General features: G+C 39.1%; 14 protein-coding genes. 6 read left to right on the top strand and 8 right to left on the bottom strand.

The features are described 5' to 3' along the window. Positions 1-156: 156 nt before the first annotated feature. The 5 genes from ACGHCK_RS03365 to sdaAB all read right to left on the bottom strand — a co-directional run bounded on the left by ACGHCK_RS03365 (position 157) and on the right by sdaAB (position 4677). Positions 157-2244, bottom strand: coding sequence for a heavy metal translocating P-type ATPase (locus tag ACGHCK_RS03365; RefSeq protein ID WP_251423321.1), 2088 nt, complete (start codon positions 2242-2244; stop codon positions 157-159). A 71-nt stretch (positions 2245-2315) separates the two neighbouring features. Beyond that, positions 2316-2525, bottom strand: coding sequence for a heavy-metal-associated domain-containing protein (locus ACGHCK_RS03360; protein ID WP_202231568.1), 210 nt, complete (start codon positions 2523-2525; stop codon positions 2316-2318). A gap of 15 nt (positions 2526-2540) precedes the next feature. Continuing rightward, positions 2541-2981 carry a CopY/TcrY family copper transport repressor gene (locus ACGHCK_RS03355; RefSeq protein ID WP_202231569.1) on the bottom strand — a complete coding sequence of 147 codons (441 nt, stop codon included), beginning with the start codon at positions 2979-2981 and terminating at the stop codon, positions 2541-2543. A 142-nt stretch (positions 2982-3123) separates the two neighbouring features. Further along, positions 3124-3996, bottom strand: coding sequence for an L-serine ammonia-lyase, iron-sulfur-dependent, subunit alpha (gene sdaAA, locus ACGHCK_RS03350; RefSeq protein ID WP_202231570.1), 873 nt, complete (start codon positions 3994-3996; stop codon positions 3124-3126). 9 nt (positions 3997-4005) lie between these two features. Beyond that, positions 4006-4677: an L-serine ammonia-lyase, iron-sulfur-dependent subunit beta gene (sdaAB, locus tag ACGHCK_RS03345; protein ID WP_251423318.1), complete on the bottom strand. Its 672-nt coding sequence runs from the start codon at positions 4675-4677 to the stop codon at positions 4006-4008. 277 nt (positions 4678-4954) lie between these two features. On the opposite strand from sdaAB, the gene ACGHCK_RS03340 reads away from it, so the two are divergent. Next, positions 4955-6487: a class I adenylate-forming enzyme family protein gene (locus ACGHCK_RS03340; RefSeq protein ID WP_271328074.1), complete on the top strand. Its 1533-nt coding sequence runs from the start codon at positions 4955-4957 to the stop codon at positions 6485-6487. 193 nt (positions 6488-6680) lie between these two features. On the opposite strand, the gene ACGHCK_RS03335 is transcribed toward ACGHCK_RS03340, so the two are convergent. Continuing rightward, positions 6681-7775 (bottom strand): low temperature requirement protein A, encoded by a 1095-nt coding sequence (locus tag ACGHCK_RS03335; RefSeq protein WP_251423311.1) that lies wholly within the window; start codon positions 7773-7775, stop codon positions 6681-6683. 483 nt (positions 7776-8258) lie between these two features. Here ACGHCK_RS03335 and ACGHCK_RS03330 point away from each other — a divergent pair, with 483 nt between their 5' ends. The 3 genes from ACGHCK_RS03330 to ACGHCK_RS03320 all read left to right on the top strand — a co-directional run bounded on the left by ACGHCK_RS03330 (position 8259) and on the right by ACGHCK_RS03320 (position 9424). Next, positions 8259-8888, top strand: a complete 630-nt coding sequence (locus tag ACGHCK_RS03330) for a hypothetical protein (RefSeq protein ID WP_251423309.1) — start codon at positions 8259-8261, stop codon at positions 8886-8888. Next, positions 8888-9124: a hypothetical protein gene (locus ACGHCK_RS03325; protein WP_251423306.1), complete on the top strand. Its 237-nt coding sequence runs from the start codon at positions 8888-8890 to the stop codon at positions 9122-9124. Before ACGHCK_RS03330 ends, ACGHCK_RS03325 begins: the two co-directional genes overlap by 1 nt. Positions 9125-9196: 72 nt before the next feature. Further along, entirely contained in the window at positions 9197-9424 is a 228-nt protein-coding gene (locus ACGHCK_RS03320) for a hypothetical protein (RefSeq protein WP_251423303.1), read from the top strand. Positions 9425-9580: 156 nt separating this feature from the next. Here the strand turns inward: ACGHCK_RS03320 and menA are convergent, their stop codons facing one another. Both menA and ACGHCK_RS03310 read right to left on the bottom strand, forming a co-directional pair. Further along, positions 9581-10540: a 1,4-dihydroxy-2-naphthoate polyprenyltransferase gene (menA, locus tag ACGHCK_RS03315; RefSeq protein WP_251423300.1), complete on the bottom strand. Its 960-nt coding sequence runs from the start codon at positions 10538-10540 to the stop codon at positions 9581-9583. 173 nt (positions 10541-10713) lie between these two features. Beyond that, a complete protein-coding gene (locus tag ACGHCK_RS03310) occupies positions 10714-12696 on the bottom strand; it encodes an FAD-dependent oxidoreductase (RefSeq protein WP_202231594.1) in 1983 nt (660 codons plus the stop codon). Between the two features lie 231 nt (positions 12697-12927). Between ACGHCK_RS03310 and ACGHCK_RS03305 the strand changes: the two genes are divergently transcribed. Together ACGHCK_RS03305 and ACGHCK_RS03300 are read left to right on the top strand one after the other, a co-directional pair. Further along, the gene (locus tag ACGHCK_RS03305; protein ID WP_202231595.1) at positions 12928-13281 is read left to right on the top strand and encodes an iron-sulfur cluster biosynthesis family protein; all 354 of its coding nucleotides are present in this window, start codon (positions 12928-12930) and stop codon (positions 13279-13281) included. Between the two features lie 135 nt (positions 13282-13416). Next, the gene (locus ACGHCK_RS03300) at positions 13417-14595 is read left to right on the top strand and encodes an AI-2E family transporter (protein WP_271328075.1); all 1179 of its coding nucleotides are present in this window, start codon (positions 13417-13419) and stop codon (positions 14593-14595) included. The last annotated feature ends 64 nt before the right edge of the window (positions 14596-14659 follow it).

The raw sequence follows: 14659 nt of genomic DNA, 5'->3' as shown, positions 1-14659 counted from the left end.
CGTTTACTTTCTGAGTCTATAGTATAAAAAAAAAAAAAGGTCAAATGAAATGAGTGTTTGATGAGAAAAAGGGAGTTTATCCCCTAGCTTATCGCTCTGAAAAAAAAGAGACTTCTCAGTCCCTTCTCTTCCCCGATGTTTCGATGTGTTTTAATTTTAGAGTTTTGCCTTAGTCAAGAGCAAAGAATTCAAAATTACTGATACACTTGATAAACTCATAGCTGCAGCTGCTACCATGGGATTTAAGAGCCCAAAAGCTGCCAGAGGAATACCGATAATATTGTAAATAAAAGCCCAAAAATAGTTTTGCTTAATTTTACGCAAGGTCTTGCGAGAAACGGTAAATAGGTCGAGAAGCTTATGGATTTTGCCCCCCATGATGGTCACATCTCCTGCTTCCATGGCGATATCTGAACCCGTCGCCATCGCAACACCTACAGTGCTGCTGGCCAACGCGATAGCGTCATTGATACCATCTCCTACCATAATAGAATGCGGCGTCTCTTGGACGATTTGAGCTTTATCCTCTGGTGAAAGATTACTTCTCACCTCGTCTAAATTTACAATTTTTTGAATCTTCTTGGCTGAGTTTGCGTTATCTCCCGTCAACATCACTGTGCGAATCCCAGCTTTCTTCAATTCAGCCACTGTTTGAACACTTTCTGCTTTAATAGCAGATTTGAAAGTAGCTGTTGCTCGCAACTTTTCATCGTCTGCCAGATAAATAACGGTATCTGTACTTTCCTCAAACTGAAGTCCCTGTTCCTCCATGAGTTTCGCATTACCCGCAAAATATCTACGTCCATTAATCTCAGCAGACAGTCCACGACCAGCGATTTCTTTGAGATTTTCTACGTCATAAGTTTTTTCCGCTTTTACAGCTTGAGCCAAGGGATGATTGGAGTGCTTTTCTAAACTTGCCAATATTTTAAAGTCTTCTGAACTTCCATCAAAACTTGAAAGCTCAAATTCTCCTGTAGTAATCGTTCCTGTCTTATCAAAGAAAACGGTTTTTACTGTATTTGTAAGCTCCAGAGCATTAGCATTTTTCAAAAGTAAGCCGTTTTTAGCTGCTAATCCAGTCCCCGAAATAATCGCTGTTGGGGTAGCCAATCCCAGCGCGCAAGGACAAGCAATGACTAATGTTGCTACAGCATGCATAATCGCTGTCAGTAAAACGCCCGTCACAGCCCATGTGATAATAAAAGTTAACAGAGAAATAACCAAAACTATCGGAACAAAAACATTTGAAAGTCTATCTGCAAATTTTTGAATATCTGGCTTAGAAGCTTGCGCTTCCTCCATCAGTTCGACCATACGAGAAATTGTTGAGTCATTAACATCACGAACCACCACTGCCTTGATTGAGCCATCTAGATTCACAGCCCCTTCAAATAATGTTTCATCATCGCCTTTGACGACTGGCAATGCTTCTCCTGTAAGATGGCTCTCATCAAAGGAAGCCTTGCCCTTAAGAATCATAGCATCCAAAGGCACCTTCTCACCTGGAAAGATTTGAATGACATCACCAATTTGCACTTGTTCCAGAGGAACATCTCCCTCTTCTGTATGCACCATTTTCACTCGACTACTCATCAAACGTGTAATCGCTTGAGTGGTCTTCTCTTTGGCATTGTGTTCAAGTACCTTTCCTAAAACAACTAATGTAATAATGACCATGGCAGACTCAAAATGCAGCGCATTTTTTTGTCCCATAAAAACAGCTAGAACTAAACTGGAAAAATAAGCAACACTTGTTCCAAGGGCAACCAAAACGTCCATGTTTGCATTGCCATTTTTCAAGGCATGATAAGAGCCTACATAAAAGCGCCAACCGATAATAAATTGAACAGGTGTGGCTAAAATCAACTGCAACACAGGATCGTGCAAGAACATCAGATAGTGTGTACCCAACATCCCTTCAAACATTGCGATTACCAAAGGTAATGTCAATACAGTTGCTACAACCAGTGACAGACGCAAATTTCGATCACGTTTACGTGCTTGCGCCGCAATTTTTTCTTGATGCTTCTTGTCATTTACAATCGCACCATAACCCACTTTTTCGACAATCTTTATCACATCTTGGTCGCTAATATTATCGTCAAAGATAACCTTTGCCTTCTCTGTGGCTAGATTTACGGTAGCTTCTTTAATCTTATCGGAGCTGTTCAAAGCTTTAGATACCGTATTTGCACAGTTTGCACAGGTCATTCCAGTTATGACAAAGTTTTGGCTTTTCATTTTCTACCCCTCCATAGTTTACATATGTAAACTTTATTTCCCAGAGAAAACTGTCCCTCTGGACAGTCCTCTTATTTTACTAATTCATAGCCTGCTTCTTTAACAGCCTCCGCCATCTCCTCTACAGGAGTGACCTCGGCGTCAAATTTGACAAGTGCTTCATTCTTTTTTAAAGAAACTTTAGCTGATTTTACACCTGAAAGTCCTTCAAGTGCTGAAGTCACATGCATTGCACAGTGCTCACAGGTCATACCTTTGATTGCAAATTTTTCTTTTTCCATTCTCTCTCCTCCCTATTAGCTGACGTGTTGGCAGCTGCAAGAATTAAAATTTTCTAAACAAGTACACGTTGTTTCTTGAACTGTTTCTTTATTTTTTAGCGCTTCTTGCAAACTTGCTATATCTTCTGAGGTCAAGTTAGACAAGGCGATCATATCGGCTAAGAGCTTAACTTGTTTAGTTTCACAAACTTTTTCAAGTAAAGACTGTCCCATCATTTGAATAGCTGTGCATTCTGCCATCAAAGGACGATAGACAAACTTACGCCCTTCTTTTTCAGTACTTAACATTCCCTTTTTTACCAGACGTCCCAGCAGGGTTTTAACCGTTGCCAAAGACCAATCCAAGTTAGGGGAAATCTGACAGGCAATCTCATCAACTCGTGCTTCACCAAGCGACCAGATAACGCGCATCACTATCAATTCCGCGTTAGATATATTAAATTCTACTTCGTTCATTGGCACTCCTTATAAATATTTACTATAACTATAGTTTACATTCGTAAACTATAAAAGTCAAGTCAGAACTCTGTATTATAAATAAAAAAACCCTTTAAGGCAAGTATAGACTTTCAAAAAGGGTCGTTTATTTTCAATATTATTATTTTCCGTCACCAAAGATGCGTTCCATAATTTCACGTCCTGTTGGCGTTGCCGCAAGGCCACCTTCACCAGTTTCACGGTGAGCAGAAGGTAATGAGCGCCCTACATTGTACATACACGTAATAACCTCATCTACTGGTATGACTGTTTTAACACCAGCCAAAGCCATGTCTGCGGAAATCATCGCCTGTGAAGCTCCCATGGCGTTACGGTGAACACAAGGGATTTCTACCAAGCCCGCTACTGGGTCACAAATCAGGCCCAACATATTTTGAAGGGTCAGTGCTAAAGCCACGCCTGCTTGCTCTCCCGTTCCTCCAGCCATGATAACCAAAGCTGCTGCCGACATGGCAGATGCGGAACCTACCTCAGCCTGACAGCCGCCCTCAGCACCAGCAATCGTTGCATTGTTTGCGATAGCTAAACCAAAAGCACCGGCTGTAAAGATAAATTCCACCTGTTGCTCATGTGTGAGCCCTAACTTCTTCGTCGCTGCGGAGAGCACTCCGGGCAAGCATCCTGCAGAGCCTGCTGTCGGTGTCGCACAGATGAGTCCCATCTGAGCATTGACTTCGTTTACAGCTACGCCATCACGCGCTGCGCCTAAAATAACATCGCCTGATATCGCTTTTCCTGACTTAATGTATTCATCCATTTTCTTGGCATCACCACCTGTAAGTCCTGTTGTTGACTTATTTCCAAGTAGGCCTTCCTCAATCGATGACATCATCGTTGCTAAGTTGTGCTCCATCATCTCAATGATTTGTTCACGACTTGCTCCTGTTTGTTCTATTTCTTCTGCAATCATCAATTCAGCAATTGATGGGTATGCTTTTGCATCTTCAAGCAGTTCTTGTACATTTGAAAACATAATTCCCCCTTATTTAAAGAAATTTACAGCAGAAAGTTTCGGAATATGTTTCATTTCCTCAAAAGCTTCTTCGACATCGAAACTGTCTACTTCCATAATCATGATCGCTTTTTCACCTTTAGCTTCACGTGTCAAATTCATCTGTGCCACGTTAATATCATGCTTTTCAAAAATAGCTCCTAAGCGTGCCAAAATACCTGGTGCATCTTGGTGGACAATAACAAAGGTTGGCATCCCTGCTGAAATAGAAATGTCGAAACCATTGAGTTCGGTCACTTGAATCAAGCCCCCACCAATAGAAATCCCTGTGACACTCATGTCACGGTCGCCTTTTTTTAAAATCAAGCGTGCTGTATTAGGATGATCTGCCTTATCTTCTGGATGAGGAATATAAGTCACTTCCATGCCTTCTTCATGGGCAATGCGTGGTGCATCACGTAAGCGAGGGTCATCTGGATCCATGCCTAAAACACCAGCAACCAAAGCGACATCTGTTCCATGTCCCCGGTAAGTTTTAGCAAAACTTTCGTATAAATGAATCTCTACTTTTTCCGGTAATTCGCCAAAAATTGAACGAATAATCTTACCTATACGGGCGGCACCAGCAGTATGTGAACTACTGGGACCAACCATTACAGGGCCAATAATGTCAAATACACTTTTGTAACGTAAATTTTCCATATTTCCTCCGCAGCTTTGCTGAGCAAAGCTTTTTCGTAAATTTTTCCCTAATCAACGAAACTACTTCTTCCAAAGATAATTATAACATTAATGCGCTTTCATATCTATCTATAACTGGCTTTTTAGTAAAAAGATAAGTTTGCTAATTTTCCTGTTTTACGCAGACTTTTCAGACTATTCTTGCATGATCAAAAACAAAAAGAAGACATTTTTTCTTCATCCCTCTCAGGGAGTTTGTGATATAATAAACTTTAGAAAAATAGAAAGAGAGATTTTAATGAAATTCAATCACAAACCTCTGAATCTTTATGTAAATTTCAAAGAAGCCGCTGAAAAGTTCCCCAAAAGTCGTTTTATTTTTGATAAAAAGTTAAACGCTTTCCCTGAATTAGATCTTGAGACAAGTTATCAAAGCGTTCACGAAGCAGTATTACAAAAAGCTTATAGTCTGGCAGCCTTAGGAATAAAAAAAGAAGACAAGGTGATTATTTTTAAATCAAGTGCCTTTGATACTTACCTTCTTGCTGTTGCTGTGTCCTACCTTGGAGCAGTTCCAGCAATGATTTCCCATCACTTTTCTACACCGGTAATGGATACCTTAGCCGCACGTCTTGAAAACCCTTGGCTCATTTTTGATGAAGATATAGCTTCTGTGGTTCATGAATTGAAAAATGTTAAGGAAGACCATAAACTCTTCGTTTCTGACTTTGCTTCAATCACCAATAGTCCTGAAATCGCCAATCAACAATTGGCTACGGATGAGATTGCTTATCTCACACATACATCGGGTACTACTGGGATTCCGAAACTGATTGCGCACTCTGCGCATTCTATGGGTTGGCGCTGGGTCTTGCAACGTACAGTTATGGATTGGATGCCAAACAAATCTTCTCTTTTAGCCTTCCACATTTCACCGGTTCACTCCCGTTTCAACATTGGTATATCGTCAGCCATGACTTTCGGTTTTGACCTTATGCCCCTTTCGAATTTAGAAAAAAATACAGTCATTAGCATGTTTGAAAAATACCGTCCTACGGCTTTTGAAACACATCCCAACCATTTTGTTCGTTTGGCAAATGTCGTGAAAGAAACACCCGATGCCTTTGCTTCTATTCGTTATCTCCACTCAACTTTTGATGCGATTAACAAGGATACGATGCATACCTTCCTCGCTGCTTCTAAAGAGGAAGATCCTGTTTTCTTACAAATCTATGGCCAGTCTGAATGCGGTCCAATGATCTGGAAAAAACATCGTCTGAGCACTTTACCAGCTACAAATGCACGTGAAATGGGGATCGGCATGCCTGGTCTCTCCCAAGCACGTGTGACAGATGCTGATGGAAATGTTGTCCCTGCAGGCACACCTGGTCATATTCATTTTCTCTCTAAAGGACGTGCACTCACTTATTATAAAGAAGACGATCGTTTTGCTGAAGAAGTTTATGGCGACTGGTGGGATACAGGCGACTGGGGAATTATGGATGAAGACGGTGTACTTTTCCTCTATGACCGTCAAGTCGACCTCATCGACAAGGTGGAGTCAAACTTAGCCATTGAAGATATTCTCCTCGACCAACACGATTTCCTTGATGAAGTGATTATTATCCGCGATGCTTCTGGACATCCTCAACCTATTTTGGCGCTTGCGGAAGGTAAGGAGATGGACTGGCAAGCTTGGTGGTCTTCCATCATTGACATGCCATTCCTAAATGAACCACTCCTTATGGACTATGATGCGATACCACGTACAGCCACAATGAAAGTTCAAAGATTGGCTCTAGAGCGCGAGTTAGCAAACAGCCACAAATAACATAAGAAAAATCGGAGGTCCTTTAGGCTCACCGATTTTTTTATTAGACTTTAATTAAGATCACTTTTTCTCCTCTAGCAAGGTACACCACTCAGGATAAAAAGGAATTATAGTGGAGCAACTTAGACAACATGAGGCTCATCCCATTCATTTAATAACCAAATTTCTTTAACAAGACACAAGTTTAAGACATCTAGTCCCTCAGTCTCCTCTGTCTCTCATATATGAACAGCCAAGCACTCATAACCATAGCAATCAAAAAGACTATTATAAAGGGAAGGAACTGTTCTCTTAGGATATAAAGAGTAAGTGAAACAAGACTTATCCAAAGAGCATATATCAGACTTCCCACTGAGGTCAGACGATAGCGTTCTTGGTTGTAGGTACTTGTCGCCATCAAAGCCAAATAAAAGATAGCTATTCCTATAATGATAAACGTCGCACCAAGCTCTCTATGATGCGAGTTTGACATCGCTTCAATACCAACAGTAAAGAGATTAAGCCCAATTAAAAGAGCATTGTGGACATAGCTAAGCAAGGTAACTCTGACTCTTTGATGATGATTAATATTGAGAAAAGTTTGGGAGATATAAAGAAAAAATAGGCTTGCCATACCAAAAAAGAAAATTCCTCCAATAAGAATATCATCTTGATATGTTTTCAAAATAGCAACAACCGTTTCTCCAAACGTGATGATGGTAATAAGTTGCAGCCGCTCTAAAAAGTGAGGGAAGTTGATAATCCGCGCTTGATCATAATTGCGATGTGAAACAAGTGGCAAAAATATAGGGGCTACAAAGAATAAAAGTGACCATTCATTGAAAAACCAAAAATTCGATAATATCGCTACGCAGCTAAGAGCAAAGATAAGGGTCAAACTTCCCATAAATCTAATAGCGTGCTTAATCTCATGAGTAAAGCTACTTGCCCTCCCTCTTAAAACATATTGAAGCGCAATAATACCATAAGAAATAGTGACAAGAAAAGCAAAGGGAAGGGCATGAGCGCTGTAATCTGTGCTGATATGGAAGGAGAGATTACCAACCGCAAACATCAGAGCTGTAATCGTCAAAATATCACGTAAATCACGTTCTCCAAAACTATTCATATAAAAGGTTTCAAAGATCCAGATTGACATGATAACAAGATTTGCAGCGATAAAAGTAAAAAAACTTTTTGAAGTTAGTTCTCCATGTAAAAGTCCAGTTAAATTTGACACTGCAAGTACAAAAACTAAGTCAAAAAACAGTTCATAATTAGAAACACGTTTGGCAACTAAGTTTGACATAAGTCCTCCTATTTATGTTGTAAAATTTTAAAATAATTCCAAAGGTTATCACTGTCTTACATCGTGCGTAACCTCTGTTCATTCTTTAATTTTAACAAATTTTTAACAAAGCAGTCAATAGAGTAACTTCAACAGTTCTTCTTGATATAGAGTTAAAAATTTTTAAAGACTTTCATACGAAATCGGAAGTTTTCCTCTGTCTAACTTTAGAGAGCAGTCCTTGATCGATCAAGCAGATTTAAAACCTTGACCTTAAAAAAAATTGACACAAATCTTTTCACTTCTCATCAAATGTGCCAAAAATGGCATAAAATAATCTGAATATTACGAATAATTCAGTTTCGCTTAAGTCTAACTTGTTAACATTTTTATAAAGTGAAATGAAAGCCTTTTCCAGAAAGGAGAACAATTTTTTTAAAGGCAGTTACAACCAAAGTCTGCTAGAAAAACTCTAGTATCGAATTGAAAGGAAAAAAATTTATCATGGTACTTGTAGCAAGCCTAGTTTTATTTACAGCTGTTGGTCTCCCTGTTGTTGGAGTCGTACAGGCGAATGATGTGAAAGTTGATGAACAAGTTAATTCAGAAACTTCAAATGAAGCTGAAATTTATCAACCGATACAATTGCCAAGTGAATATGTGGCGCAGGAACAAAAATCAAACCAAGCCCTTGACTATATCAAAGAAAAATATGGTCACAGCGAAATTGAATCATTGACAATCACCCCTGAAGATGAAGAAAGAGTTTCAAAAGCTTTGGAGGAGTATTTAAGTCTTACTGGATATAATCCTCTTCTTCGCAGATTCGGAAGAAATTGGTGGAATTCCCGTCGTTTTATAGGTACTGTTATAGATGTAGGACTCATTGCCGTTGGGATTGGTGCAGCTGCCCGAAGCCGTGCTGCACTGGCCTCTCTCCTCCAAACTCACCGCACTCTTATCACTCGTGTAGTCCAAGGCCAAATATTACGTAGAGTGGGAATAGGAGTTTCAGGGATAATCATGTCTGCAATCAGGTTAGCTACCACACTTGCAGGAATTTCCATTGGTGGTGCCATTACTTGGGGACTTGACCGCGATGATGGTCGCTTAGACGGATATATTTTAGCCTAATGAAAGTGGAAATAAAACAAAACATACTCTTGTATATAGGTAGCCTTATCCTTTCACTTGGTATCATGGTAATGTCCATTTTTATGTTTGAAACCCTAGTTTTAAATCTTACTGTAGGGCTGTCTCTTTGTAGCATTGGTGGCTTCATTTCCTCCAAAACAGTCACAGCGGTGATTTTGAAAGCGATGAAAGAGAAGGGGGAAGTAACGAAAAGAAATGAAAAAAAGCAAAAATAATTGTATGCAAAAATCTAATTGATTTTTCACGGAATCTCTTTCTATACTTTTTTAAGGAGACTAATAAGTTTAATGAAAAAATATATGAAAAACAAATACAATTGGTTTCTTGTGTCAGGGCCTATCATTGCTTATGCCGGAATGAAGCTGACTTCACTGAAAATTATCCACCCTTGGCTTTTGAACTTTGCTATCGGATGGGGTATTGTTTTCATTGGTGTCCACTTGGGCTGGATGTCTTGGCTGGGTATTGCACAAGAAATCAAGGAAGACGAGTATGATTATAACGTTATTGACTGAATTTCTGTCAAGCTAAAAATAGGCTAGGACAAAAGTCGAAATTTGACTGTTTTTGTCCAAAACTAAAAAATCAAAATCGCTCAACCACGACATTCTTAATGACCGTAATTGAGCGATTTTCCATTATTTTGGACTTTTGTCCCAGCCTCCTCCTTTTTATTTTACTAATATTTGCCAAAAAATCGCCAAAAGTAAAGACAGAGCATAAAAACTGTTAAAAGTCACCATGTTCTTCAAAGAATAAACAAAGCTATGAGGAGCTGGAACTTCTGCTGCATGCCGTTTTAAATTTTTCTTGATTATAGGAAATGAAAGTAAAGTCAATAGTGTAGGCCACTCAAAAAATCCAAGGAAAAAGCCTAAAATAAGGAAAAGATACGCACTATACATGAGAAGCTGAAAAAGCTGAAACCCTTGTTTACGTCCTATATAATAAACTAAAGTGTAGCGATGATTTTTGATATCTGTGTCCAGATCACGTAAGTTATTAGCCAGCATAATGTTCGCAATTGTCAAGACTAGAGGTAAGCTCGCAACAATCATCGCTACTGCTCCCAGCATACTTCCAGAAAAAGTAAAGGAATCACTCGAAAAGTTAAGATTAAGCTTGAAGGTGGGATGTTGTGCACTGTTCACAAGCACGACCATCGCAAAGATTCCAAAGCCCATCGTTCCACCGGAAAATATTTCCCCCAAAGGCATGCGAGAAAGAGGGATGGGTCCGTACGTATAAAAGACTCCAATAAAGAAGACAATTCCTCCTAGTAATAAAAAGAGCCAGCCTGTGAAATAGGCAAGGAAAAAGCCCAAGAAAAGACTTAGAGCAAGCATAAATAAGATGAGATTCCTAACAAACATGGGATCCAGCTTAGCTGTACCAATAATATTTTCTTCTCTTTTATACACCTCATCATTCGCTTTTTGAAAATCTTGATAGTTATTAATAGCCGTTACTGTCATGTCAAAAATTAACATGGCAAGAAAAAACAGAAGAGATAAGGCAAGATTAAAGGACTTGAAATAGCTCAAACTGAAAAGCAAACCAATGATATAGGGAAAAATACTTGCAATTTTTGTTTTAATTTCGACAAGTTCTAAAAAAGTTTTAAATGTCATAAGGTATCTTGGACGTCCTTTGATAAATATTTGCGTAACTGCTGAGAAATAGAAGAGCACGCATATGAGATAACCACTCTATTATTATATCTGATAAATGATCAAGAATCAATTTCAGGAGAAAGATTGCCACTGCTGCAAACAAAAATAGCTCCCTAAGAGCTATTCTAAAATTAACGTCCTTTATAGATGGAACGAGACTTCCCATACCATATTTGGGTAAGTAGTTTTTGAATCCAAGGTTGAACCCATTTGTCTAAACCAAAGGCACGTCCAGAGCCATTCATCAAGGCAATGGCTACTGGAATAAACCAGATATTTACCCAGAAGAACATTCCTGAAAGTGCAAACATCACTGTCAAGGCCGCAGTTACGCCTGATGCAATCCAAGTAAAGAGACCAAAGATGATTGCAAGAGCAAGTAAAACTTCAACAATAGACATGAATTTTTGCATGAATAAAGCGACATCACGATTTGGAATCATGAATTTAAAGAAAGGTTCCATCCAGTTTGGTACTTTTTCAAAGACTGGCATTGGATCTGTTCCATAAGCGTATGAAAGTCCCCATTCTGTTGCTTTATGTACCGCTTCAGCACCGCCACTAGCTGCCGCATCTGTTGCACCAGCAGCAGCTTCAGCTGCCTTAGTTGCTGCCTCACCTGTTGCGCCAGCAGCAGCATCTGCATGTTTCGGTACTTCTTGCAACCAAGCAAACGGGAATTTAAGATCGTCCGTAAACCAAGAGCCTTTACCGAACCAAGTTGTCGGGTTAAAGAGCTGACCTTCACCAACGATTTTCTTCATTGCTTCTGTCAACCAAACGAGACCGTAGAAGATACGAAGTGGTACAGCCCAGAGAACATTACCTAAGCGTGAAGTATGACCGCGCATGAAGTTACGACCATCTTTTGTACGGAAAACTTCATCCAATGCATAACGCCAGAAATAGTGTGCTGAGCGGATTTGCAATGTGTAGATAAAGTAAACGATGTTCTTCATCAGCATCGCCCAGAAGCCTGTCAGACGCATACTGCCGACTTTAGCTACACCCCAAGTTGAACCGATCGAAACCATTGTTCCTTGGTACTTACTTACGTGTTTGTGTTTGCTACCACCATTAATATCTGCAATGATATTCGAAGCTGCTGTATGTGCTGTTTGCTCTGCTGCTTCAACGATTTGTGGTGTTGGACGGCCAGTATCTGGTTCGATATAACCTGAAACGTCCCCAGCTACATAGATTCCTTTATCTTCAAAGCCAACAGCTTGCATAAATTCGTTGGCTTGGAGGCGGTGACCACGTTCTGTTTCATTGAGATTAGTTTGCGCTGCTGTATTACCTTGAACACCTGTAGTCCAAATCAATGTGTGTGTTGGGATTTCTTTTAGAACTTTTTCTTCATCTCGTCCGCCAACATTTACTTTGATGTGGTCTTCTGCAACTTCAACAATACCATGATTTGTTAATACATTGACATTTTTCTTTTCGAGGTAGGCATGTGCTTTATCTGCCTGCTTACGGTCCAATGTGTTTAGGATTGTTGGCATCATTTCAACAACGTTAATTGTGATTTCTTCTTCTGGAATCTTCCAATCTGTTGAAACTTTTTTACGCCAGTCAATCAGTTCACCAGCCATTTCAATCCCTGTAAAGCCTGAACCTGCAACAGAAATCGTCAAGAGTGCACGACGTTTTTCATCATTAACTTCTGTTGAACCGTATTGGACAACAGTTTCAAGTTGACGTTTGATGCGCATAGCATCCTCAAGGGACCAAAGTGTGAAGCCGTGTTCTTTAACACCTGGCACACCAAAGTCATTTGGTTCCCCACCCAGAGCGACAATGACGTAATCATAATCATAGCTTCCGTGCTCTGTAATAACTTTTTTGTTTTCTTTATCAAGACTTACAACAGCATCAGTTACAAGGCTCACATTTTTACGTTTTCCCAAAAGTTTTTGGAAGTCGTATTGAACTGTTGTGAATGGCACACGTCCTGCTGCAACTTCATGAAGCTGAGTCATAGATGTATGATAGCTGTGTTTGTCAATCAAAGTGATGTCAGCATTTGCTTTAAGCTTTTTCGAAAGCTCACGTGTTGCATGAACCCCAGCAACACCACCACCGATGACCACGATTTTTTTCTTAGTCATTTAAAATCGGTCTCCTACTTATAGTATAATAATGAAAAAAATTTCCAACTAACATTATATCGCTTTCACGTCACTTTGTAAAGCACAGCACTATTATAAAAACTAGACTTTTTAAAATTTTTATAGTCCTATAAAAAAGGACAAAATTTTACATCTCCACTTAGTGCTTTCTTCTGTTTAATTTTAATCTTCTTCTGTGCAATCTCTCACATTTCATAGTAAAATAAAACTATGAAAATTACACTTGATGACACAATTACACAGAGACTTTTAGCCATGATTGAGGATAAGCCCGCTGATTTTGTCTTAGACTTTGACCATACTTTAAGTGATGAAACTGTTGCCAGTACTTGCTGCGGTATTACTCGCTATCGCATTGTTGCGGTAAATAAGGGCGAAGTGCCTGCTGTTTTTGATGGGAGAATAGAATCTCCTCTAGGCGACTTCTATTGTAAAGCTTGGGGAATGATGTACTTTGACGAAAATATGTATGTCCGTATGACGCCTAACCATTTGATTGAAATCATGGGCGACGGGGAAAAAATAGCACCACATATTGAGATTGTTGACTATCGCAACCACTAGTTTTTCTTGCCAAATTTATTTATAGACACAGACGACTTTCTGTGTTTTTTCTTAAAACAATTGACAGGATTTTCTAATGATATTAAAATAAAAGAAAGACTTTCTTTAAAAGTCAACCGAAAGGACAGATCTCCCTTGGAAAAAATAAAGTTCAACTGGAACCTTTGGCTCAATGGCTTACTTTTTATTCTCACAGTCTTTTTACTTTTTAATATCTTATCAAATATGAATCCCATTGCTAAAAGCATTGGGCATTTTCTGCAAATACTGTCGCCACTCTTTTTTGGCGCAATTTTTGCCTACTTCTTGAATAAACCTGTCAACAAACTGATTCTACTTCTGAAACAAACAAACTTAAAGTTTATTCATCGCCATGCGAGGCAGTTCAGTATTTTTATTGTCTATATCTTTGTTCTGCTTCTTCTCTTTTTTAGTTTTTATTATCTATTTCCTCTTGTGGTGCGAAATTTGGCCGAATTTCTACGTATATTACCCAACATTTACCACAATATTTCCCAATGGTTAAACAGTAATCAGTTTCAAGAATTGGATAATTTTCTCAACATTGAAGAATCCATTCGTTACTTTGTAGATAATTTTACAGCGCAAGATGCTGCACGCTACATCAGTAGCGGGATTGAGTCCTTAAGCACTTTCACTTTGGGATTAGCCTCACAAGTTTTTCGTTTGATTATTGGTTTAATCATCTCCATTTATCTCTTGCTTTACAAAGAAAGCATTTTGCAACTCCTCACACGGGTTGGACGCATTTCAACAAAGGAGGAGCACTTAAGGACAATCAAACACTATCTTCGACAAACCGATGTCATTTTCTATAAATTTATTTCTGCTCAATTTCTTGATGCCTGTATCATTTGGATTTTATCGACTTTATTACTGACAATCATGCACTTCACTGGAATTGCCACCAATCCTTTCGCAGTCGGTTTAGGTTTGCTTATCGGTATCGGAAACATGATTCCTTATTTTGGTTCGATTTTTGCCTCTCTCATTGCAATGCTTATCGCTTTTTTTACAGGTGGCTGGGAAGCAGCGCTTGCTACAATCACCATGCTCATCATTCTCCAACAAATCGATGGTAATATTATTGGTCCGAAACTAATGAGTGGAGCTTTAAACGTTAATCCCATCATTGTTATCATTTCTATTTCCATAGGCGGTGCTTATTTCGGAATCTTGGGAATGTTTGTTGCAGTTCCTGTGGCAGCCTTACTCAAAATAATCTTCTTAGAGTACCTGGAAGCGCAGGAAGATAAGATGCTGCTTACGGATAAGGAAAAATTCAAAAACTGAGAGAAATTCAAAAAGAAAAAAACGCTCGATTTTCTAACCAAAATGGAACGTTTTTTTTGCTTAT

The sequence above is a fragment of the Lactococcus muris genome, from assembly GCF_042849115.1.
In the GTDB taxonomy this organism is placed as follows: domain Bacteria; phylum Bacillota; class Bacilli; order Lactobacillales; family Streptococcaceae; genus Lactococcus; species Lactococcus muris.
The sequence above is the reverse complement of the archived record's forward strand: the minus strand, read 5'-3'. Positions and strand labels throughout refer to the sequence as shown.

Excerpts from the sequence above, each read along its gene's own strand:
- ACGHCK_RS03365 (WP_251423321.1), bottom strand. The coding sequence starts at position 2,244 with ATGAAAAGCCAAAACTTTGTCATAACTGGAATGACCTGTGCAAACTGT.
- ACGHCK_RS03305 (WP_202231595.1), top strand. The coding sequence starts at position 12,928 with ATGAAAATTACACTTGATGACACAATTACACAGAGACTTTTAGCCATG.
- ACGHCK_RS03355 (WP_202231569.1), bottom strand. The coding sequence starts at position 2,981 with ATGAACGAAGTAGAATTTAATATATCTAACGCGGAATTGATAGTGATG.
- ACGHCK_RS03360 (WP_202231568.1), bottom strand. The coding sequence starts at position 2,525 with ATGGAAAAAGAAAAATTTGCAATCAAAGGTATGACCTGTGAGCACTGT.
- ACGHCK_RS03340 (WP_271328074.1), top strand. The coding sequence starts at position 4,955 with ATGAAATTCAATCACAAACCTCTGAATCTTTATGTAAATTTCAAAGAA.
- sdaAB (WP_251423318.1), bottom strand. The coding sequence starts at position 4,677 with ATGGAAAATTTACGTTACAAAAGTGTATTTGACATTATTGGCCCTGTA.
- ACGHCK_RS03335 (WP_251423311.1), bottom strand. The coding sequence starts at position 7,775 with ATGTCAAACTTAGTTGCCAAACGTGTTTCTAATTATGAACTGTTTTTT.
- ACGHCK_RS03310 (WP_202231594.1), bottom strand. The coding sequence starts at position 12,696 with ATGACTAAGAAAAAAATCGTGGTCATCGGTGGTGGTGTTGCTGGGGTT.
- ACGHCK_RS03320 (WP_251423303.1), top strand. The coding sequence starts at position 9,197 with ATGAAAAAATATATGAAAAACAAATACAATTGGTTTCTTGTGTCAGGG.
- menA (WP_251423300.1), bottom strand. The coding sequence starts at position 10,540 with ATGACATTTAAAACTTTTTTAGAACTTGTCGAAATTAAAACAAAAATT.
- sdaAA (WP_202231570.1), bottom strand. The coding sequence starts at position 3,996 with ATGTTTTCAAATGTACAAGAACTGCTTGAAGATGCAAAAGCATACCCA.
- ACGHCK_RS03325 (WP_251423306.1), top strand. The coding sequence starts at position 8,888 with ATGAAAGTGGAAATAAAACAAAACATACTCTTGTATATAGGTAGCCTT.
- ACGHCK_RS03330 (WP_251423309.1), top strand. The coding sequence starts at position 8,259 with ATGGTACTTGTAGCAAGCCTAGTTTTATTTACAGCTGTTGGTCTCCCT.